This window comes from Mobiluncus holmesii ATCC 35242 (genome assembly GCF_000185445.1).
Taxonomy (GTDB): Bacteria; Actinomycetota; Actinomycetes; order Actinomycetales; family Actinomycetaceae; genus Mobiluncus; species Mobiluncus curtisii.
Map to the genome: position 1 here is coordinate 630,418 of NZ_GL622346.1, position 21,330 is coordinate 651,747.

At 55.5% G+C, this 21,330-nt stretch carries 20 protein-coding genes; 14 read left to right on the forward strand and 6 right to left on the reverse strand.

The genetic code is table 11. The annotated features are described in order from the left end of the window. The first annotated feature begins 7 nt into the window (after window positions 1–7). The 4 genes from uvrC to HMPREF0576_RS02640 are packed head-to-tail and all read left to right on the forward strand — an operon-like array spanning window position 8 to window position 5,357. Entirely contained in the window at window positions 8–2,089 is a 2,082-nt protein-coding gene (uvrC, locus tag HMPREF0576_RS02625; protein WP_004010588.1) for an excinuclease ABC subunit UvrC, read from the forward strand. A 3-nt stretch (window positions 2,090–2,092) separates the two neighbouring features. Continuing rightward, on the forward strand, window positions 2,093–3,373 hold the full coding sequence (locus HMPREF0576_RS02630) for a methyl-accepting chemotaxis protein (protein ID WP_004010589.1): 1,281 nt from the start codon (window positions 2,093–2,095) through the stop codon (window positions 3,371–3,373). Next, on the forward strand, window positions 3,370–4,551 hold the full coding sequence (locus HMPREF0576_RS02635; protein ID WP_004010590.1) for a methyl-accepting chemotaxis protein: 1,182 nt from the start codon (window positions 3,370–3,372) through the stop codon (window positions 4,549–4,551). The genes HMPREF0576_RS02630 and HMPREF0576_RS02635 overlap by 4 nt, the downstream gene beginning before the upstream one ends. A 17-nt stretch (window positions 4,552–4,568) precedes the next feature. Then, entirely contained in the window at window positions 4,569–5,357 is a 789-nt protein-coding gene (locus HMPREF0576_RS02640) for an HAD-IIB family hydrolase (RefSeq protein WP_004010592.1), read from the forward strand. A gap of 22 nt (window positions 5,358–5,379) precedes the next feature. Here the strand turns inward: HMPREF0576_RS02640 and HMPREF0576_RS02645 are convergent, their stop codons facing one another. After that, window positions 5,380–6,231, reverse strand: a complete 852-nt coding sequence (locus HMPREF0576_RS02645) for a TrmH family RNA methyltransferase (protein WP_004006687.1) — start codon at window positions 6,229–6,231, stop codon at window positions 5,380–5,382. 203 nt (window positions 6,232–6,434) lie between these two features. Between HMPREF0576_RS02645 and HMPREF0576_RS02650 the strand changes: the two genes are divergently transcribed. Continuing rightward, window positions 6,435–7,094 carry a hypothetical protein gene (locus tag HMPREF0576_RS02650; RefSeq protein ID WP_004006688.1) on the forward strand — a complete coding sequence of 220 codons (660 nt, stop codon included), beginning with the start codon at window positions 6,435–6,437 and terminating at the stop codon, window positions 7,092–7,094. 55 nt (window positions 7,095–7,149) lie between these two features. Here HMPREF0576_RS02650 and HMPREF0576_RS02655 read toward each other — a convergent pair whose 3' ends face one another. From HMPREF0576_RS02655 to HMPREF0576_RS02665, 3 genes are all read right to left on the reverse strand, one after another. After that, window positions 7,150–8,196, reverse strand: coding sequence for a quinone-dependent dihydroorotate dehydrogenase (locus HMPREF0576_RS02655; protein ID WP_004010594.1), 1,047 nt, complete (start codon window positions 8,194–8,196; stop codon window positions 7,150–7,152). A gap of 36 nt (window positions 8,197–8,232) precedes the next feature. Next, window positions 8,233–9,237, reverse strand: coding sequence for an aldo/keto reductase family protein (locus HMPREF0576_RS02660; protein ID WP_004006690.1), 1,005 nt, complete (start codon window positions 9,235–9,237; stop codon window positions 8,233–8,235). A 92-nt stretch (window positions 9,238–9,329) separates the two neighbouring features. Next, window positions 9,330–9,968 carry a DUF3043 domain-containing protein gene (locus tag HMPREF0576_RS02665; protein ID WP_004009679.1) on the reverse strand — a complete coding sequence of 213 codons (639 nt, stop codon included), beginning with the start codon at window positions 9,966–9,968 and terminating at the stop codon, window positions 9,330–9,332. An 83-nt stretch (window positions 9,969–10,051) separates the two neighbouring features. Between HMPREF0576_RS02665 and HMPREF0576_RS02670 the strand changes: the two genes are divergently transcribed. The 6 genes from HMPREF0576_RS02670 (at window position 10,052) to HMPREF0576_RS02695 (ending at window position 15,151) form a co-directional block, all read left to right on the forward strand. Then, window positions 10,052–11,425, forward strand: a complete 1,374-nt coding sequence (locus HMPREF0576_RS02670) for a dipeptidase (RefSeq protein ID WP_004010595.1) — start codon at window positions 10,052–10,054, stop codon at window positions 11,423–11,425. Between the two features lie 10 nt (window positions 11,426–11,435). After that, the gene (locus tag HMPREF0576_RS02675; protein WP_004006693.1) at window positions 11,436–11,954 is read left to right on the forward strand and encodes a hypothetical protein; all 519 of its coding nucleotides are present in this window, start codon (window positions 11,436–11,438) and stop codon (window positions 11,952–11,954) included. A gap of 122 nt (window positions 11,955–12,076) precedes the next feature. Beyond that, the gene (erpA, locus tag HMPREF0576_RS02680) at window positions 12,077–12,421 is read left to right on the forward strand and encodes an iron-sulfur cluster insertion protein ErpA (RefSeq protein ID WP_004010596.1); all 345 of its coding nucleotides are present in this window, start codon (window positions 12,077–12,079) and stop codon (window positions 12,419–12,421) included. Between the two features lie 200 nt (window positions 12,422–12,621). Beyond that, window positions 12,622–13,506, forward strand: coding sequence for an FKBP-type peptidyl-prolyl cis-trans isomerase (locus HMPREF0576_RS02685; RefSeq protein ID WP_004010597.1), 885 nt, complete (start codon window positions 12,622–12,624; stop codon window positions 13,504–13,506). Between the two features lie 52 nt (window positions 13,507–13,558). Further along, a complete protein-coding gene (locus HMPREF0576_RS02690) occupies window positions 13,559–14,614 on the forward strand; it encodes an FKBP-type peptidyl-prolyl cis-trans isomerase (protein ID WP_004010598.1) in 1,056 nt (351 codons plus the stop codon). Window positions 14,615–14,746: 132 nt separating this feature from the next. Then, the gene (locus tag HMPREF0576_RS02695) at window positions 14,747–15,151 is read left to right on the forward strand and encodes a response regulator transcription factor (RefSeq protein WP_004010599.1); all 405 of its coding nucleotides are present in this window, start codon (window positions 14,747–14,749) and stop codon (window positions 15,149–15,151) included. A 5-nt stretch (window positions 15,152–15,156) separates the two neighbouring features. On the opposite strand, the gene HMPREF0576_RS02700 is transcribed toward HMPREF0576_RS02695, so the two are convergent. After that, window positions 15,157–15,501 (reverse strand): hypothetical protein, encoded by a 345-nt coding sequence (locus tag HMPREF0576_RS02700; RefSeq protein WP_004010600.1) that lies wholly within the window; start codon window positions 15,499–15,501, stop codon window positions 15,157–15,159. A gap of 45 nt (window positions 15,502–15,546) precedes the next feature. Between HMPREF0576_RS02700 and HMPREF0576_RS02705 the strand changes: the two genes are divergently transcribed. From HMPREF0576_RS02705 to HMPREF0576_RS02715, 3 genes are all read left to right on the forward strand, one after another. Beyond that, window positions 15,547–16,371, forward strand: a complete 825-nt coding sequence (locus HMPREF0576_RS02705; protein WP_004006699.1) for a lysophospholipid acyltransferase family protein — start codon at window positions 15,547–15,549, stop codon at window positions 16,369–16,371. Between the two features lie 21 nt (window positions 16,372–16,392). Beyond that, window positions 16,393–17,592 carry a pyrophosphate--fructose-6-phosphate 1-phosphotransferase gene (locus tag HMPREF0576_RS02710; protein WP_004010601.1) on the forward strand — a complete coding sequence of 400 codons (1,200 nt, stop codon included), beginning with the start codon at window positions 16,393–16,395 and terminating at the stop codon, window positions 17,590–17,592. A 100-nt stretch (window positions 17,593–17,692) separates the two neighbouring features. Beyond that, window positions 17,693–19,087 carry a class II 3-deoxy-7-phosphoheptulonate synthase gene (locus HMPREF0576_RS02715; RefSeq protein ID WP_004010602.1) on the forward strand — a complete coding sequence of 465 codons (1,395 nt, stop codon included), beginning with the start codon at window positions 17,693–17,695 and terminating at the stop codon, window positions 19,085–19,087. 81 nt (window positions 19,088–19,168) lie between these two features. On the opposite strand, the gene pknB is transcribed toward HMPREF0576_RS02715, so the two are convergent. Continuing rightward, the gene (gene pknB / locus HMPREF0576_RS02720) at window positions 19,169–21,160 is read right to left on the reverse strand and encodes a Stk1 family PASTA domain-containing Ser/Thr kinase (protein ID WP_004010603.1); all 1,992 of its coding nucleotides are present in this window, start codon (window positions 21,158–21,160) and stop codon (window positions 19,169–19,171) included. Window positions 21,161–21,330 lie beyond the last annotated feature (170 nt).

Consider the following 21,330-nt stretch of genomic DNA (forward strand, 5'->3'; position numbering starts at 1 on the left):
GGTATCCATGAAACCGCAGGATTTCCCCAAAGCCTCCGAGATTCCCACGCAACCGGGGGTGTACCGGTGGCGCGATGAACGTAATCGGGTCATCTATGTGGGGAAAGCCAAGAACTTGCGTAATCGGCTGACCTCATACTTTGTAGATCCGGCACGCCTGCATCCGCGCACGGCGAAGATGGTCGCAACTGCCGCTTCTGTGTCTTGGGTGGTGGTCGGTTCTGAGGTTGAAGCCTTGACCTTGGAATACACCTGGATTAAAGAACACGATCCCAAGTTCAACGTGATGTTTAAGGACGACAAGTCCTACCCGTACTTCGCGGTGACGATGAACCAGGAATATCCGCGCATGGGAGTGTTGCGTACTGCCCATCAACGCGGGGTGCGCTACTTCGGTCCCTACACGGCAGTGTGGGCAATTCGTCAAACCCTCGACCTGCTGCAAACGGTGTTTCCGGTGCGGACCTGCTCTGACGGGGTGTTTGCACGGGCTCAAGCCGCTAATCGGGCGTGCTTATTGGGCTATATCGGACGGTGCGCCGCGCCATGTATCGGTCGTGTTAGTGCCGCGCAGCATCGGGAACTGGCAGAAAAAGTCTGCGATTTCATGAGTGGACGCGATGCCGGGTTCCTTCGCGAAATCGAGACTGCCATGTGGGACGATGCCCAGGCTTATCGTTTTGAGGAGGCTGCGCGGAAACGGGACCAACTGGAGGCGCTGCGTAAGGTTTTGGAAAAAAACGCCGCGGTGCTTAGCGATGATACAGATGCGGATTTGTTCGCCCTCGAAGCCGATGAACTTCAGGTTTCTGTCCAAGTGTTTTATGTGCGCGCAGGGCGAATTCGCGGACAGCGCGGTTGGGTGAGTGCGCGGGAAGAGGATCTGGACGAGCCCTCCCTGATGGCACGCGCTTTGGAACAAATTTATGGAGAAGCGGCGGCAGACTTTGCTCACGAGGGGGGAGTCGCGCGACCGCGGCGAGTTGGACCCAGTTCTGCCAACGATACGGCGCATTTTGACACCTCCGTCATCCCTAAAGAAATTTTGGTTTCGGTTTCTCCGGCAGACGTGGGTATGCTGCAGCGTTGGTTGGGTGCCTTGCGGGGCTCCCAAGTGAGCATCCGGGTGCCACAGCGAGGGGCGAAACGTGAAGCTCTCTCGCGGGTACAGCTCAACGCGGTGGAAGGGCTCCGACTGTACAAGACTCGGCGGGCTCGGGATTTGACGCAGCGAAACCTGGCATTGAACGATCTGGGACGGCTGCTCGAGATTGATCCACCGCTGCGCATTGAATGCTACGACATTTCCCATACCCAAGGAACCTTTCAAATGGGCTCCATGGTGGTCTTCGAGGATGGTGCCCCCCGCAAAGACGCCTACCGGAAGTTTTCGATTCGAGGTGAGGACGGCACGGGGACCCCGGATGATACCACCGCCATGAACGAAGTGCTGCGCCGGCGCTTTGAACGTCTCATTCAGGAAGAAAACGGACAGAGCTCGGCGCAATCCGAGCCTAATGCAACAACTACCGCGCGCGGCACGGACCTGGTAGAAACAAAACATCCTTCCCCCCAGACGACGCCTTCTGTTGCCCTACCCCCCTTGGGAACAGAAAGAGAACCACGACGGTTTTCCTATCGTCCCGATTTGGTCGTGGTAGACGGAGCGCTGCCCCAGGTTCATGCTGCTCGGGCAGCGATGGATGAGGTCGGGGTATGGGACATTCCAGTCATTGGGCTGGCGAAACGCTTGGAGGAAGTCTGGCGGGTGGACGACGATTTTCCGGTCATTTTCCCGCGTACCTCCGAGGCTCTGTACCTGTTGCAATATCTACGCGATGAATCCCATCGCTTTGCCATCAGCGCGCATCGTCAGAAACGCGCCCGTGCCATGACGCGTTCGATTTTGGATGCGGCACCGGGCGTGGGTCCCGCTAAACAGAAGGCGTTACTCAGGCACTTTGGTTCGGTGAAACGGTTACGTGAAGCCAGTGCCGCAGAGATTGCCGAGGTTCCCGGTTTTGGCTTGAAATCCGCGGAAAATCTCGTGGCTTTCCTAAATAATTCTGGGAATTCTGGTAAAAATTAACTTATGTCTGATCACCCAACTGAGCTGCGTCTACGCGGAATTAGGTTTAACCTCTTGGTGAAAAACCTGGTCAGCGGGGTTGCGGTGCTGCTGGCTCCGGGACTGATATTTGTAGTCTCCCTAGTGGTTTTGTTCCGCCTGCTGTTGCGGGTCGGCAACCATTCCCAAGGTGCGCTCAGCGTCAACCTACCGCTTGTGATTAGCGCCCTCGTTATTGTGGGAGCGCTCGGGGCAGCGGGGGCTTGGGTACTTATCAGATTCATCTCGCGTTCCATTACCGACACTGCTAGCTCGGTACAGCGCAGTGCTCAAGCGATAGCGGCGGGAGACTTCACGGTAGAGGCCAGGGGCGTGACCAATGATGAACTGTCCGACTTGGCACAGGTGATGAATGAAACTCGTATAGCTCTCAGCCGGCTGATGAATGAAACGCGGAGCGTATATCACCAAGTTTCTGCGGAACAAACTGGATTGAACGGAGCGGTCAATGCCTTGGGGGATACCGGCGGACAGGTCAGTCAGGAAGTCGCCACGGTTACACCACAAGCCCAGAAGCTCACCAAGTCAGCGGAGGAACTGGCTGCTGCCGCTGCCGAGATTTCTGCATCCCGTAGTGACATTGCTCGCCACACTGAGCAAGCCTTAGCGATTGGGCACAGTGAAGTGCAGGACTTGGTTGAAATTTCTCAGGTCATTCAAGAGTTTCAATCCCACAGCCAGGATATTTCTGTTTCTGTGGATAAAATCGCGCAAATTGCGGAAAGAACCAGCTTGCTAGCTTTGAACGCCACCATCGAATCAGCGAAAGCCGGAGAAATCGGCGCGGGTTTTGCCGTTGTGGCAGGTCAGATTAAAGAACTCGCGGTGCAAACCAGCACGGCAGCGGCGGCGGTGACGGAGGCTTCTACAGAAATTCAAGATCGCTGCGACCGGGCTGTCGGTGTGACTGCCGATGTCACCGAAAAATTGAACCAGATTAATGACTCTCAGGAAGTCTCTGCGCAAGCCGTAGCGGATCAGGCTGCGGTAGTAGCGTCGATGGAGGCAGCTTGCACAGGAGCTCTCGCTCAGGCTCGCGCCTTAAGTGAGGAAATCGAGATTATCAATGAGGCTGCTGCCGAATCTAAGACCAGTCTGCAAAATATAGATTCCGAATCCGACAGGGTGGAAGAAATTATTTCCTCCACCCGCACTATGATTCATAACCTCCGGATGATTGCGGAAATGGAGGAGCCTCGTCCGTCAGCATCGGAGGAATCAGAGGAATCGGAGGAACGGCCATGAGGCAAAAGCTGATTTCCATTGCGGGGCAGTTCCGGTTCACCGCCTTTTTGAGTTTTGGATTCTCCGCGCTAGCGGTGGTGTTGCTGCTGGTGGGATTGCAACGAATCCTCTCTCTGGGAGGTCAGCCTCAAGCCCAGCAGCGTGAGATTTTCACCCAAATCATTATTCAGGTCATCTTGATAGGGATTTTGGCAATTCTGGGAACGATAATCGGCTTTACCATGCGGGCTCGAATCCGTCGCTCGGTGAAATCTGTGTCCCTGACCCTGGCAGATTCCGCGGCGGGCAATTTCACGAAACGCGCCCAGATTTATGCCCAAGACGAAATCGGGGAGATGTCGAAAGCTGTCAACGAAGCGATGGTTTCTCTGTCCTCGCTGGTGGTTAATCTGCGCGGTGGGGTGGACGGACTGCGGAATTTTGCCGCGCTTGCCGGCGACCAAGCGGAAATCGTCAAAACGGGCAACGATCGAGTCTTTGAAAGCAGCAACCGGCTGTCTACCACGGGGACGGAATTGGGACAAACAGCGCAAACTTTGACGGATAACGGTACCGCGGTAGCGGGGGACATCGCGCATCTCTCCGAAATTGCCACCAGCAACGAAGTCTTGCGTTCGGAAGGCATCACTGCCGCGCGCAATCTCAATACCGCGGTCACTGAGCTGAAACACTCGGTGGAAAAAATCATGACTTTGATGACAGATATTTCTGTAATCTCTGAACAAACCAACATGCTGGCACTGAACGCCACCATTGAAGCCGCTCGCAGCACGGATGCCGGGCGGGGCTTTGCTGTAGTTGCCAACCAAGCCAAAGATTTGGCTTCGCAAACAGCTCAAACCACCGGTGAGGTCCTCAGCCAGGTCGCCCAGCTGCAGACTCAGGCAATCGCCGGGGAACAGCGCATTGAGTTTCTGTTGACCCAGCTGGAGGCTTTGAGCACGTCCCAACAGGCTGTCAACCTGGACGTAACCCGTCAAGAAACTGCTTTGTCCACAGCTAATACCGGCATCGAACAGGTGCGTGAGTTCTCTGCGGACCTGTTTACCCACTCGCAGTCCTTAGCGTCACTCTCCCATACTGCCCATACGCAATCTGAGCAGTTCCAGGAACACATGAGTGTGGTGCAGGACGCCGTGTCCACCTTGGACCAGCGAATGGCTCGGTTTACGGTCTAGCTTGCCAGGATTGTCTCGTGAGTTGGCACTGTACCTTTCCTGATGATTTGCGTCTGGTTGCTTTTGACCTGGACGACACACTGGCGCATTCAAAAATGCCCCTGGACGAAGAGATGGCAGTTGCCCTGGCTCAGCTGCTGAACAGCTATGAGGTCGCCATTATCTCTGGTGGTCAACTCTCTCAGTTCCAATCCCAAGTTCTGTCCCGACTCGCCAATCAACCGGCTTCGCAATGCGTGCTTCATCTGCTGCCCACCTGCGGCACCCAGTACTACCGGATAGAACCGGGCACGAGACCGGAGCAGCTGGTGCGCGTCTACCGTCGAGATTTGGCGGCGGACCTGCGGCGACAGGCTGTTGAAACCATCGAAAAGACGGCTCGTGAACTCGGCTTCTGGGCTGCCTCGCCGTGGGGAAATATCATTGAGGACCGTGGCACTCAGGTGACATTTTCCGCTTTGGGACAGCAAGCCCCGCTCGCGGCAAAACGAGCCTGGGACCCAGATGGTTCTAAAAAATCCGCTTTGGTGAAAGCTTTGAGAGAACGGCTCTCCCAGCTGGAGGTACGCAGCGGTGGGGCGACCTCGGTGGATGTCACAGCTCGTGGAGTGGACAAAGCCTACGGCATCCGTTCCCTGCTGGAATCTACCGGATATACGCCGCGCAACCTTGTGTTCTTGGGTGACCGTCTCGATGAACGGGGCAATGACTATCCGGTGTTGTCAACCGGGGTGCCGTGTCAAGCGGTGAGCGGTCCCGAGGACACTTTGGACTGGCTGCAGCGGTTGTTGGCGTCGAAATCATAAGTTTGGGTTGGCGAGCAGCCGTTTACGGGCGGTTTGTGGCGGTTGCCCAGCAGGCGATAGCGATAGCACCTGCCACGTTGAGAGAATCGACTCCGTGAGCCATCGCGATGCGCACCACTTTATCGGCGCGAGCAATCGTCTGCGGTTTCAATCCGTCCCGTTCAGCTCCCGCAATCAAAGCTACTTTTCGACTCGGAGCAGCGCCCAGTTCCATCGCGTAATCTCGCAAATCCTGGGAGTCCTCCCGCAATGCCAGAGCAGCCAGTTCAAACCCCGCCTCGTGGAATAGTGCCGGATCAGGCCAGCGCTCCAGCCGGGTCCAAGGCACTTGAAAAATCGTGCCCATGGAAACCCGTACTGCCCGGCGATACAGGGGGTCAGCGCACGAGGGAGTGACCATAATTGCGTCATAGCCGCAGGCCGCGGCGCTGCGCACCGCTGCTCCCACATTTGTGTGATCCACCAAATCTTCCAGAATCAAGACCCGCGAGGCATGTTTCAGGATTTCACGCGGATTTGGGGCAGGTTTGCGGAGCATTGCCGCAATAGCCCCGCGATGCAAATGGAAACCAACCAAGCGTTCCAACAGGTCTTCTGAAGCCACGAATACAGGAATGGGACCACCATCGGGGGCAAATCCGGTGGCGGGGCTGGCAGCGAGAAACGGGCGGATAATCTCTAACCAATGCGGAGCCAATAGCAGGGAACGCGGAGTAAACCCGGCGCGCAGGGCGCGACCGATGACTTCGTTTGATTCCGCCATAAACAGTCCCTGTTCGGCTTCCAAACTGCGGCGCAGATTCACGTCTTTTAACTGGGTATAGTCATGGAGATATTCCGGGTAAGCAGTGAGGGAATCCAAGTCAATCAGCACGCTTAATTGTGCCTGTTATTCTCTATAAATCCCAACTTTAGACCGAAAATACGCGGATTTGCTTGGTTTTCCACAAGGGCGGAAAAATCTGGGTTTTCCACAGGTAACGAAATATTTTCTCGACATTAGTACTGGTTACGAGAACACTGAAAACCAAGAAGTCACACTACCGCCGGGTCTGGGGGAAACAGAAAGGAACATCTATGGCGACTTTGGAAATTATGCAGGAACTGCGCAATTGGAGGGCAAAGGAAGTACCGCATCACGACGTTAGCTGCGATTGTGAGCGCTGTAACTTAGCAAAGACCATGTCTTTGGAAAGTTTGCGGGGACTCATCGGCAATCCGCTGCTGGACCCCGGCATCTATGGTCCTCGGGGTTGGACAGTGATGGAAGGAGTCACCACTCTCACGCTGCCTTACTCGGATTGGATGTGGTTCGACATGGCACGGGAATATCCCGATGTGGAGGTGGAGGAAATGGTTGACTATCTGCCTTACTCGGACGGGGACGCGTGGTTAGCGACTCAGCTGTTGAAAGTGATACCGCCCAATGCATTGGACGAGCGGCAAAACTACGCTCCGCGGGTGCAGGATCTGTTGCAGTTCGTGGCGAAGCATCCCGGTGAGGCGTTCTTTTCCGGATACATGATTGGACCCCAGCGCTTTGATGAACGGTTGAGTATAGATACTATTTTCGTCTCTCCGCAGCTGCTGGGGCTTGCAACTGACAACGAAGATGCACACGCCGCCTATGCCGGTTTGAAACGATTTGAATTGGGAGAGGACGCTTGTCCCGATGAAATCAACGCCTTTCATAACCAACATCTGAATCAGCAGCTGTGGCGTTTTTGGTGGGATTAGGCGGGAATCAGACTCGATACGTGTGGGGTGCAGGCTGTTTCTCCCCGGTCAGTAGCTAGCTGTGGGTCAGTTCCCGATTCAGGTGTGCTGGCCAGGCGGGACCCTCATAGATGAATGCCGAGAATCCTTCAATGAGGTTCGCACCGGCAGCCAGCATGGCGCGGGCATCCTCAGGAGTGGTGATACCGCCGACCCCGATAATGGTTTTTTCAGGACTCAGGTGTTCTCGCAATAATTTCACGACCTCCAGGGCGCGGTTTCGCAATGGCTCTCCAGACATTCCACCGGCTCCCAAATCGTGCTTAATAGTCGTGTTGGTCGCTACCACCCCAGTCAAGCCTTCATCCATGGTCAGCTGTGCCACCGCGGCAATGTCCTCATCGACCAAATCCGGAGCAATTTTTACAAACACGGGCAGCTCGGATAGCCCTTGGGACTCCAGTTCGCGCTGCACCGCTTTGACGATGGGACGCAAGGAGGAAACTGCCTGCAGGTCACGCAATCCGGGGGTATTGGGGGAGGATACGTTGATGACCAGGAAATCCACCAAGGCAGCCAATACCCGCGTGACTTTACGGTAATCTGCGGGAGCTTTTTCGGGGGGAGTGACCTTATTCTTTCCGATATTAGCTCCGATGATGATTCGCTCGCCGTATTCGGCTCGCCAGCGGCGAAGCCGACGGGCTGCTGCACGGGCACCTTCATTGTTGAAACCCATCGCGTTGCGCAGGGCACGCTGTTGCGGGATACGCCACAAGCGAGGACGGTCATTACCGGGTTGCGGCAGGGGAGTGATGGTTCCGATTTCCATGAACCCGAAGCCCAGCGAGTCCCACATGGCGATTGCACGGGCTTCTTTGTCCATGCCTGCTGCCAAGCCCAGGGGACCGTAAGTCCGGAACTTGGTCCCCGCAGGGGCGGAATCGAAGTTAGGACGAGGCAGGGACCAAGTAAAAGTTGGTTCGCCGCGGTGGACTATCCGGGCAGCCACCTGGCGGGTCCACCCGAAACGCCCCCAAAATTCCAGCCAGTCAATAGCGCGCCGGTGGACCCACTCGGCATCGAGTTTCACGAAAAGGTGACGAAACACAAACTTGTACATAATGGCAAGTCTAATCGGGACGGTCGAGAAACGGCACTAGGGACGCTGCAACGGCGACTTGGGATGATCTTCGGGTTGCGTATGAACCACGAATTTACCCAGTACATCGTCAATAAGAGCGTTCAAATGGTCGTCAATAGTTACGTCTAGGGCACCTACATTGTCCTCAATCTGAGATGCTTTGGAAGCTCCGATGATGACGCCGGAAACATTGGGACGTGCCAGCAGCCATGCCAAAGCCAGCTGATTCATGCGGCACCCGGCTTCTTCCGCCACTCGGCGCAAGCCTTGTACCGCTGCCAGCAGGTCGTCCTGCATCCACCGGCGCATGAACTTGGCGCCAGCTTTGTGGGCAGCGCGCGTCTTTTCTTTCGGAGTCTCTCCCGGACGGTACTTGCCAGTCAACACCCCTTGTGCCAGAGGAGAAAAACACAGGTGTCCCATGCCGTTGTGTTCGCAAGCCTCGACGACCCCGTCCTCGACGACTCGCCACAGCAGAGAATATTCAGCCTGATTAGAAATTAGGGGAATCTTTAGTTCGCGAGCCAAATGCGCGGCATCACGAATCTGGTCGGGATACCACTCGGAAACCCCGACATAAAGAATCTTGCCGGCGCGCACCAGGTCAGCAAAAGCCAGCATGGTTTCTTCCAGCGGAGTTTCGTAATCGAAACGATGGGCCTGATAAACATCCAGGTAATCTGTGCGCAGTCGTTTCAACGAGTTGTGGCAAGACTCGAAAATATGCTTGCGGGACAGTCCGGCGTCATTCGGACCGAAGCCCTTGACCGGCCAATAAACCTTGGACATCAGCACCAAGTCCTGACGATCCACGTCCCGCAAAGCCCGACCCAAGACTTTTTCGGCAGCGCCATTGGCGTAAACATCGGCGGTATCGAAAGTAAAGATTCCGTTTTCCAGAGCAACCCGAACGGCTTTTTCAGCAGCCTTATCATCAACTTGAGCGCCATGGGTGAGCCAGTTTCCGAGAACCAGCGAAGAAATCTTAAGTCCAGAGTTACCTAAAAAACGTGTTTCCATGATGCCCAGTCTATAAGTTTTAGGACCGGGGCGGAGACTCTTGCGGTTTCGCTACCGCTGAATTTACGGTGTTTTAATAAAAACCTGTGAAATTACCGGGAATTTTGCTGTTGCTTAGCAGCTTTGCCCCGCGCTACTTGCGGCTTCGGGCTGCGCCACCGGCGAATCATGATGGCGCGGGTAAAGGCGTACCAGCGCAATCCACGTGGGATATTTTCCAAGCCCAGGCGCTTGACGCACTGTCGGTGGGCTCGTCCTGCGATGATACCGCCATCTAACATGCCCAGAATCAAGACTGCGTATGAGCCAAACAAGGTCCATGTGTTGACCTTTTGTGCCAGTTCAGTGTCTTGTCGGTTCAAAATAGAAACAGCAATCAAGCTGAGAGCCATGAGCACCAGCATCGTGACCAGCATAAATTCGGCAAAAGAATAGCGGGAATCGATGAAATCACGGGTCATCCGACGAGCCTGACCGCGATGTTGATAAGGCAGCAAATCCTCGCGACCGGTGCGTAAGCCTTCCTGTTCACGTTCATAGCGACGGCGGGACTCCTCACGTGCTCGTTCTTTCGCGATTTTCTTATCAACGCCTAGCAGCCCTTGATAGTTGCGGGCTTCCTGCTGTTTTCGGGAGGGGGTTGGTCCCTTCTTTTGGCGTGGATTGGTGGAGGATTTAGATTCCCCTGGGTTTTTAGATTCGCTGGGCTGTGGCTTTTTTAATAGACTCATGATAGGCAAATCATGCCACAGATTTTTTATGTTGGAAAACCGGGAAAGCGACCGGCAAATGAATAAAGGGAAAGGAAAATGCGGTGGAGGAAGTAACCTTGCGCGAACGCGTAACTGCCGATTTCAACAATGTCGTCGAGTTCTTGAAAGACCTGGTGCGGATTCCCGCGGTGTCCTCGCTGCCGGAACATGCCTCGGACATGCAGGTCAGCGCGGAATACATCGTGAAAAATTTGGAAGCAGCCGGCGCGACGGCACGCATTGTGACCGTCACAGATTCGAACACCGGGCTGGTTTCTCGTCCCGCAATTTTGGCAGAAAAGTCCGGACCAGCTGAGTCTCCCACCGTGCTGCTCTATGCCCACCATGACGTGCAGCCCACTGGAGATTTAGACAAGTGGGATTCAGACCCGTTTGAGCCAGTGGAGCGCGACGGACGCCTCTATGGGCGCGGTGCCAGTGATGATGGCGCGGGGGTAGCGACCCATTTGGGAATGCTGCGCGCGTGGGGAGACGAACTGCCCGTCAATGTGAAAATTTTTATCGAAGGTGAGGAAGAAGTCGGCTCTCCGACCTTTAACGCCTTCCTGGAACAGAATCGGGAATTCCTGCAAGCCGATGTCATCATCGTGACTGATTCCGGGAACTGGGACGTTCACCAGCCAGCCCTGACCACGGGTCTGCGCGGTGTGTTGAGCGTAGACGTGAACGTCAAGACTCTGGATCACGCCGTGCATTCCGGAGCTTTCGGTGGGGTCACCGTAGATGCCTTGACCTGCCTGTGCCGGCTCCTCGCTACTTTGCACAATCAGAAGGGCAGTGTGGCGGTTCCCGGATTGGTGACGAAGACGGTGGCGGACGTGGACTATCCGGAAGATGACTTGCGGAAACAAATGGGAGCCGTGGCAGGTCTGGAACTGACGGGGACTGGGGACCTTGCCTCCCGCCTGTGGACCCAGCCGGCTATCAGCGTCATCGGGATTGACGCGCCCAGCGTGGCGAACAGCTCTAATACCATCATTCCGCAGGCGAAAGCGCGAATCTCGATGCGTATCGCGCCCGGTCAAGATCCTCAAAAGGCGGCGCAAGCGCTGTCGGATTACCTGGTAGCAAACGCTCCTTTCGGTGCCGAGGTCAGTGTGGAATGCCTGGAAACTGGACCAGCTTATGCCGCCAACCTGGACTCTCCGGTGCTGGCTTTGATGCACGGAGCCCTGACTGATGCTTTTGGGGTCAAGAGCGTCAATATCGGTCAAGGCGGTTCGATTCCGTTCATCGCCACGTTCCAGGAATTCTTCCCCGCTGCCGAAGTCCTCGTGACCGGGGTCGAGGATCCCTACACCAACGCTCACTCTGAGAACGAGTCCCAAGATATAGCGGATTTGCAGGGAGCAGTGCTTGCTGAGTCTCTGTTATTGGGACGTCTAGCCAAGGATGCGAACACGCCCCAGAATTAGGTGGCACTCGGTGCGGATACAAATCCTGGCGACCCCCGAATTCGCCGAATTTGCCCAGGACTTTTGCGGCGCTTGGAGCCAGAACCATCTGGCTGACACCCTGCACCTGGAGGTGGCAGATTTACGGTCAACGCAGTCGTCGCAGCCGGTGAAATCGAGAAACGCGAGTCCCGCCCTAACCACGCCAGCCAATCCCGCCCCGAACAGTGGCGGCACGGCGCTTGTGAGAGGACTGACGATTGCCAGTCCTCGGCAAGTCCAGCTGGATGCGCAGGCGGATTTGTACCTGGTCATTCAGCCGGAAATCACCGACGTCCCCGACCCGACTGACTTAGCGAACCTGGTCGTCGCGAGGGCGACGCGGCGAGGTCTTCAACCGGTGGTGGTTTTGGCTGCCGATTCCCCGCTGTCACGTCGCCAGCTGCAGGAATCTGGCATCGCGCAAGCTTACTTCCTCGCCGAACACCCCGCACGTAGTGCCGCGCAGTGGGGGCGTATCTTGGGTCAAACGTGGCGTTTGCCCGATTGAGAGAAATCAAATGCCTACCGGCGCTGATATTTCCAGTTCGGGAGGGTACAGAAACCGAGGAAGAAAAACGGCGCAAATAAGGTTAAACTAAGTTGCAGTGTTTTCTCATGAAAGGAATATAGATGGAGATTTCTCCCTTGACCCACGAAGTCACTTTAACAGATGCCGCCGTAGCCAAGATTAAATCCTTACTGGAACAGGAAGGTCGCGATGATTTGCGGTTGCGCGTGGGCGTAGCTCCCGGAGGCTGCTCCGGCTTGATTTACCAACTCGAATTTGACGATGAACTGTCTGAAGACGATGCGGTGCGTGATTTTGATGGCGTGGAACTGGTTGTCGACAAAATGAGCGTGCCCTATCTGGCTGGTGCCACCGTAGATTTCCAGGACACCCTGGCTCAGACCGGGTTCGTGATTGATAACCCGAATGCTGCCAATACTTGTTCTTGCGGAGGATCTTTCCACTAGATTCCATTAGAGAAAAATCAACCGGAGGTTACGGCGAGCCTGGTTCTGTAGGCTCGCCGTTTCTCTATCGTCGTAAGGCAATCCAACGGAACGGGAAACACAAAGTTGCAAAGTCGATGACGATTAGGTTCGAATGTCGGTTGGTTCAAGGTAAAATCGGGTTTGGACAATTCTGAACTTGAGTATTCCTGGGGAGTATTGTGTTACGTAAATTTGCTTTCGCCCTAGCGGCTGCCAGTCTCGCGCTGTCGCTGACTGCCTGTTCTAAACCTGCTGGTAGCGAGATGCCCACTGTGGCTTCACCTCAGTTCGGGACGATACCGGAGATTAATTTCCCGGCAGCCCCGCCTCCGGAAGCGCCCGTGATGAAGGTCCTCGATGATGGTGACGGGAAAGGCGAAGAAGTCAAAGACGGTGACCTGGTCGTCGTTGATTATTACGGCAAAGTTTGGGGCGGAGCCGTAATGCCCGATTCCACCATTACTGATACTGCCGGTCCTCGCGCGATTTCGCTGGCTCACCCGCCAATCGAAGGCTGGAAAGAACTTCGTGGGGTCAAGGTCGGTCAACGGGTGTTGATGATTTTGCCTCCAAGCCAGGCTTACGGTGAGATGGGTTCCAGCAGTATCGGGGTTAAAAAGGACGATACGCTAGCGTACGTGGTCGACGTGCGTTTAGCGGTGTCTCCAGACGCCGCCTCCAAGTTCCAAGTCACTCCGACCAATAACCCGCTGCCAAACGGTATCAGCATCAACCCGGACGGACAGGGAGCTTACACTCTGAACACTGCCGCAGCTGGGGCATATCCATCTGCCCAAGACACCGCAGTCTACGCCACCGGTGACGGTCCGGCGGTTAAAGCGGGACAGGGCGTCATTGTGAAGCGGGTCAGCACAGATTGGAACGGACAGACCACCGCTGCGGACTGGAATGCCGGTGAGATGATTTCGGTTTCAGCTGATTCCATGGGACTGGCTGATCTGCCATTGGGAAGTCTGGTCTTGGTCGTCACTCCGGCTACGCCCACTGCTGACCCCCAGGCAACCTTGTTACAGCTGGTTGCCGCTTACGATTCCAGTCGTTAATACCGCAGCGAGCGGGAGACAAAACCTGAATTTTGGAAAAAGAGGAGCAATCTTGCAATACCTACAGAAGAGACTAGCGGTACTTTCCCTGTTTGCTTTAGTGGTCGCGGGTTTGACAGCTTGCCAAGAGACCCCTAAGGAGCAAAATGCTCCGCTTGCCAATCCGAAAAACTGTGTGAACACCATTACCCCAGCCACGTCTGCGGAACCCGCAGCGGTTAAGCCGGTGGAAAATGGACCGGTTCCTGCCGTCGACCCTTCCGATGGTTTCGGAACGGAACCGAACATTGCGGCGGGGACAGGACCGGCTCCGAAAGATTTTATCCGTACGGTCTTGCATGAAGGCGCCGGGACAGTAGTTTCGGCAAACGCAGACGTCATCGTCCACTACAAGGGACAAAAGTGGAACGGTGAGGTTTTTGACGACTCCTGGCAAAAAGGTGAACCCGCTTCTTTCTCTCTGGGTAGCAACATTATTGAAGGCTGGAGATGGGGTCTGGCAGGACGCAACGTTGGCGATCGGATTGAGCTTGTCATTCCGCCGCGCCTAGCCTACGGGGAGCTTACGGAACGGGAACAAGCTGCCAAAGATGCCGGTCAGCCTCTGCCGGGCAAGAATCACCCGTTAGCCGGTGAAACCTTGGTTTTCGTGATAGACATCCTGTTCGCGCCTCCGGTGATGGAGGAAACCCAATTGGCCGCCTACACCCAACTTTTGGGGCAGTCAAAGCCCACCGGGGCAAAACTTCCTGACGGTCTGCGTATCTATTGCGGACCCGGCACCGAACCGCAACCGGCTTATATCGAAGGTTCAAAAGTTCCCGGCAAGCCTTTTAACGTTTGGACTTTGGAAGGTCAGGGACAGCCTATTCAAGCTGGCGACCAAGTGGGATATGTGGTTGTTTCTGGTTCTTGGGGTGATAAACCCACTTCTACCTGGATTAACGGTAAGGGAGTTTTGTGGGCGGATGCGGAAACCATGAAAGCCGTAGGGAAAAATGTCGGTTCCCGCCTGGTGATGGTGGGACCTCCGAACAAATCCGCGCCGCGAGGAGTAGTCCAGATTGTCGATATTGTAGACGCTATCGCTCTTCCGACCCTGGGATAGGGCGGACGTCACAAGGGTTTTCGGCTCTACCGGAGGGGGTGACACCCGACGGTCGTGGGGGATGCTGAACTGTTTGGTGTGCACCCAATAGGTAGGTAAAATGTTTATGTCTTCAGTAAAGGAGCGAATTCTATGGAAGCAAAAGCTGGCACTGATGCCGTGCAAGTCATGCTTTTCAGTGGCAATCCCCATACTCGTCAAGCTGTCATGGATGCTGCCGGACTCAGCGGTAGTTTTGACATGCCACCGATTGAATGGCAGGAAGTAGCGACGTCGGATGCGGTGAAACAAATTTTTGCCGAAGACCGCTACGCGGCACTGGTGCTTGACGCAGAAACCTATCAGGAGGGTGGACAGTCAGTGGCGCGTTGGCTTAATATCCATGCGGATAAGGTCCCGCCTATCATCATGCTGGTGGCTCGTCAACAGGACGAATGGATGTCACGCTGGTCTGGAGCGAGCTATAGCGTGCCCGCTCCTTATGAGGCAGACGCGGTGATGGCTGCCTTGCGACAGGCTCTTGCAGAGACTGCCTGAATGCCTTAGTGACGGCGGAGGGGCAGCAGCAAACCTAAACCCACCGCTAGGGCAATCAAACACAAAGTAGCTGCCGCTGCCGAGTAAATCGGCTGGGTAATTCCCAAGACTACGAAGCCGATGATGGCGGCAGCCAGCAGCAGCCAGCCGACCTTGGTGCGGGTCCGCAAAGTCGGTAATGGGGGATTGGGCGCTACGAAACCTTCGGTGTCTTCCACTGGGGTCCAGTCCCGAGGTCCGAAACCTCCGAGTTCAGGAGTAGCCGCCGCGAGTTGCTCGAAACGACGGTTTACTTCCTCAGGGGTTTCCTCATTGCGATCCTTGTGACCGCTTCGATTACGAAACGTCATAATTGAACTATACATGAAGCCCTGTGGGCACTGGAGGTATCGACTGTGTACAGATTTCCAAAGTTTGTCGCTGGACCGTTGTTGCACCTCTTGTTTCAGCCGTGGATACGCGGAGCGGATAACATTCCCGAAACCGGTCCGGCAATTTTGGCTTCCAATCACCTCGCGGTTATTGACTCAGTGTTCCTGCCATTGATGATTAAACGAGAAATTACTTTCGTCGGGAAATCAGATTACTTTACCGGTACCGGTATAAAGGGCTGGATTACCAAGCATTTTATGCAGTCCGTGGGGGTCATTCCAGTGGATCGTTCCGGTGGTAAGGCTTCCCAGGTCGCTTTGGATAAGGGACTGCAAGTTTTGGAACGCGGCGACCTATTCGGTATTTATCCCGAAGGCACGCGTTCTCCGGACGGCAGGCTTTATCGCGGTAAAACGGGGATTGCCCGACTGTCTCTCATCAGTGGCGCTCCGATTATTCCGGTGGCAATGGTGGGAACGAACAAATCGCAGCCCATCGGCAAGACCATCCCGAAGCTGGAACGTATCGGTGTCATCATCGGGAAACCTCTGGATTTTTCTCGCTACAAGGGCATGGAAAACAACCGCTATGTGCTGCGTTCCATTACCGACGAAGTCATGTATGACCTGATGCTGCTGTCCGGGCAGGAATACGTGGATGAATATGCCGCCAATGTGAAAAAGCGTTTGGAGATACAGCGCAAAACCAGCAAGGAAACCAGCAAAGACTCCGAAACCGCCGCTAGTGAGGTCGGTACGGCGGAGGCATCTCCCGCGGAGGGACAATCCGATACACAACCAGATGTAGCCGCCCAACCAGGCGACGAACCCCAGAATGTAAAGAAATAGGATAACAAGAAAGGCAGAAATATGGCTCTGAAACGAGTGGCTCTGTTGACAGCGGGCGGTTTTGCGCCGTGTCTGTCCACCGCGGTGGGCATGTTGATTGAACGGTACACCGAGTTGGAACCGGAGGTGGACATCATCGCGTACGAGCACGGCTATCACGGTCTGCTCACCGGCAAATACTTGCAGATTGATGATGATGCCAGGGCTAATGCCGCCCGGTTGCAGCTCTACGGTGGTTCACCCATCGGGAACTCTCGGGTCAAGTTGACGAACACCGCCGACCTTGTGAAGCGCGGTCTCATCAAGGAAGGCGAGGATGCGCTGAAAGTCGCCGCGGACCAATTGGTGAAGGACGGCGTAGACGTGCTGCACACCATTGGGGGGGACGATACGAACACGACCGCTGCCGATTTGGCAGCTTATCTGGAGGAGCACAACTATCACCTCACTGTGGTGGGGCTGCCCAAGACGATTGACAATGATGTGGTGCCGATTCGCCAATCCTTAGGTGCCTACACCGCGGCAGAAAATACTTCCATATTTGCCCAACACATCATTTCGGAATCCCGGGTATCTCCGCGGATGTTGATTGTGCATGAGGTAATGGGACGCAACTGCGGCTGGTTGACGGCGTACTCGGCAAAGCTGTATCGCGAGTGGCTGGACCAGCAAACCTTTGTGCCTTCGGTGGGTCTGGATCGCAAACACTGGGATATTAACGGCATCTATGTGCCGGAAATGCACATGGACATTGAGTCCGAAGGCAAGCGCCTTAAGAAAATTATGGACGAAAACGATACGGTCAACATTTTCCTGTCTGAAGGTGCCGGGGTCATGGACATCGTGGCAGAGATGGAAGCCCAAAACCAGGTCGTCAATCGTGATGCGTTCGGTCACGTGCGTCTGGATGAAATCAATCCGGGACAATACTTTGCCAAACGTTTCGCCCAGGCAGTCGACGCGGAAAAAGTCTTGGTTCAAAAATCTGGCTATTTCGCCCGTTCTGCCCCGTCCAATCAGGCTGATTTGCAGCTCATTAAAGGCATGGTGGACCTGGGTGTGCAGTGTGCCATCGCCGGAGAATCCGGGGTTATTGGGCACGATGAAGAAAATGGTAACCGTCTGAGCTGTATTGATTTCCAGCGCATCAAGGGTGGCAAGCCTTTCGACGTGAACCTGCCGTGGTTCCGCCAGATGCTCCAGGAGATTGGTCAAGCCTAGGCTTTTTTAGGTTTTCTCACTCGCCGCGCTCCGGGTTAAACTGTAGAAAGTTGCCCGGAGCGGGGCTTTTTAATGGCAAACACGAAATGGAAACGCGAAAATGGTCTTGAATGCACTTAGAGATTTTGAAACTGTGTGGCGTGGCGCACCTGCCCTCCAGCAGCCGCGCTATCCTGACCCAGACCAGGTTTCTGCGGTCTGTGCAGCATTGAAGCAGCGTCCGCCACTGGTTTTTGCCGGGGAAGTCAATGAACTGCAACACTTGATGGCACAAGCCTGTGTCGGGGAGGCTTTCGTGCTGACCGGCGGAGATTGTGCCGAAACTTTTGCTGAATCCACTGCCGACCACTTGAAACTGAAAATTCAGACCATCCTGCAGATGGCAGTCGTTTTGGCTTACGGTGGGGGACTGCCCGTCATCAAAATGGGTCGCATGGCGGGGCAGTATGCCAAACCCCGTTCTGCTGATACAGAAACTCGTGACGGCGTGACGTTAGAGTCCTACCGAGGCGATGCCGTTAACGGACACGAGTTCACCGCAGAGTCGCGTACTCCTGACCCGCACCGGCTGATGTCCTGCTACCAGTATTCAGCTGCCACACTGAACCTGATTCGGGCTTTTACCCAGGGCGGTTACGCCGATATGCGCCGAGTTCACGAGTGGAACAAAGGCTTTATGCGTAACCGGGCGTACGCACAATTCGATGACCTGGCTACCGCGATTGACGCGGCAATGCAGTTCATGAAAGCTACCGGGGTTCCCTCCGATGCGCTGCGAACCACTGATTTCTATTCCTCGCATGAAGCGTTGCTCCTGGAATACGAAAACGCCCTGACTCGCGTGGATTCCATCAGCGGTGATTTGTATGACACTTCCGCACACTTCCTGTGGATTGGAGAACGCACCCGTCAAGTGAACGGGGCGCACGTGGCTTTACTGTCACAGGTGAAAAATCCTCTGGGCGTTAAGCTCGGACCGAACTCGACTCCCGATGATGTGAAAGGGCTGGTGGAAAGGTTAAACCCGGAGGGCGTGGCGGGACGCCTGACTTTCATCACCCGGATGGGAGCCAGCAATATCCGGGAAAAACTTCCCCCCCTGCTGCAAGCCGGCAAAGACACCGGCACTCCTCTGGTGTGGATGTGCGATCCGATGCACGGCAACACAATAAAGACCGGTTCGGGCTACAAAACTCGTCACTTTGAGACGATTCTGGACGAGGTGCGGGGTTTCTTTGCTGCTCACGAGGCTATCGGGACAGTTCCGGGGGGCATTCACGTGGAACTGACGGGCGAGGACGTGACCGAAATTGTTGGCGGTACGGAAACTATCGACGAATCCGCCCTGGCAAACCGTTACGAAACTTTGGTCGATCCCCGTCTAAACCACCAACAGGCTCTAGAACTGGCTTTCTTAGTGGCGCAAATGCTGGCGCAAGCGAAACCGGGCATCCAACCGGCAGATTTAGAGAACTTCCCGGCGCTAGGTTTTTAATCTGTCACCGGTGGCAACGCTTTAACCTGCCGGAGACTCTGAATGGCAGTCGCGACGCCGGTCCGCCGGGTTTAAGTTCGTTCAGAACAGAGTAATCGTTACCGTGGATCCGACTTTAGCTTGGGTTCCGGCGCCTGGATTGGAATTCAAGACCCGCTTGGAATCTCCGAAAGTACGCTTTACATTCACCGTGAATCCAGCTGACTCCAGGGCAGAGCGGGCCTCGCCTTCGCTTTTACCAAATACATTCGGTACTGCTGCCATCTCTGGACCTTTAGAAACCACCAGGGTCACTTGGTCGAGACGGTGGAGGGTCGTGTTGGGAGCCACACTTTGGCTGATGACCTTGCCTTTGGGAACGCCATCCGAGAATTCTTCCTTAACCTGTGGCTGTAAACCAACCTTGGTCAATTCACTTTGAGCTTCCGAACCTGGTTTGCCGACCAAATCTAGCATCGTAACCGGCTGACGACCTTTGGAAACCATAACTTTAACTATCGTGTTGTGCGGCACACTGGCATTGGGTGCAGGGTCTTGGGCAGAAACCTGCCCCTCCGGCACGGTGTCATGGAATTCCTCGCTGACCTGCGGGGCATTGAAGCGAGCCTTTTTCACCAGCTCCAAGGCCTCTTCCTGAGTCTTTCCCGTCAAATCGGGCATCGTCAGCATTTCGACGCCCTTGGAGACAAAAATCTTTGCCGTCTGGAAACGTCCCAAGGGTTTCCCCGGCGCTGGATCGGTACGGGCTACGTTCCCGGCAGGAACGTTGTCATCAAACACATCCACACGTTCAAAAGTTACGTCGGCGGCAGTGAGGGATTTGGAGGCATCCGACCACTGTTGGTTGACCACGTCCACCATGGGTCGATACGAACCCGGTCCCCACATAAAGAACCAGGTCAGGATAGCCGCTAGCAGGACTATGGCGCCGATAATTCCCCCAATTAAGAACCACCGCGTCTTTCGGTGGGAAGCATCTGCGGATGGGGCATCTGAGTTCCGCACGGAATTTGCCCGACGTTCCCGGCGGCGCTTCCACCAAGACTTGTGATGCGTAGGGGAGCCAGGGGCACCGGGCAGGGGAACTTCGTTGAGAGTCGGCGTTAATTCCTGATCCGAGTCGACCTCAACAGCGTCGGGTGCGGGCTGAGCGTCGCCGTGCAGCGCCATTTCGGTGGGACTAAGCCCAGCAATGGTTTCGTCAACCAGTTCCAGGGCAGCATCCCCGTTCAAAGGTCGCTTGGCAGGATCCCGTGTCGTGAGTTTCGCAATCAGGTCATCGACGGACTGTGGCACCCAGGGCTGGGTCTCCCTGATGCGTGGAACGTCTTGGTTCACGTGGGCGTAGGCGATTTGGATGGGAGAATCGCCGGAAAACGGGGGGACTCCAGCCAAAAGCTCGAAAAGCATGATGCCGGTGGCGTAAACGTCCACGCGGGAATCTGCGGCTGTTCCCGACACGGTTTCGGGAGACAGGTACGCCACTGTCCCCAAGATTGAACCGGTAGTGGCAGCGGTAACTTCGGAGGCGGCACGCGCCAAACCGAAATCGGCGACCTTTACCTGACCGGTTTCTGGCAGCAGCACGTTTTCCGGTTTCACGTCACGGTGAACCAGACCGGAGCGATGCGCAGCGGCGAGGGCTTGGAGAATTTCCCTGGTGATTTGGAGGGCTTCACTGACCGGCAGGCACCCCCGTGAACGCAGGTAGGTACGCAGGTTAGGACCCTTTACCAGTTCCATCACCAGGTAGCTAGAGCCTTGGGCACTACCCTGGTCATACACCGCGACCACACCGGGATGGGTCAGTTTTGCTGCCGCTCGCGCTTCCCGGCGAAACCGGGCGACGAAGTCCTGGGACTCTGCCAGGTGGGGGTACATAATTTTCAACGCTACCGGTCGGTCCAGGCGTGTGTCTCGTGCTCGATACACGGTAGCCATCCCGCCGCGGGCGAGTCTCTTTTCAATGACGTAACGACCATCAATAGTCTGTCCCACCAAGTGATCCGTAGGTTCCCGTGGAGCCTGAGGGCTGGCGGGGGTGGACTGGGCAGGTGGGAAAGAATCGGGCATGTTGCCGTTGGAGTGACGTCCTGTAGAAGTGGGTTTGGGGGCCGGTACCGCGGTCGTAGCTCCGGTACCGTCGAAATTTTCCGTTTCTTTGTCACTCACGCCCAAAAGTCTAGGTTAAATTGCTCCGTATTTCTGTGTCCCTCCCCGTGACGCGCCGCTTTTTGCATTAG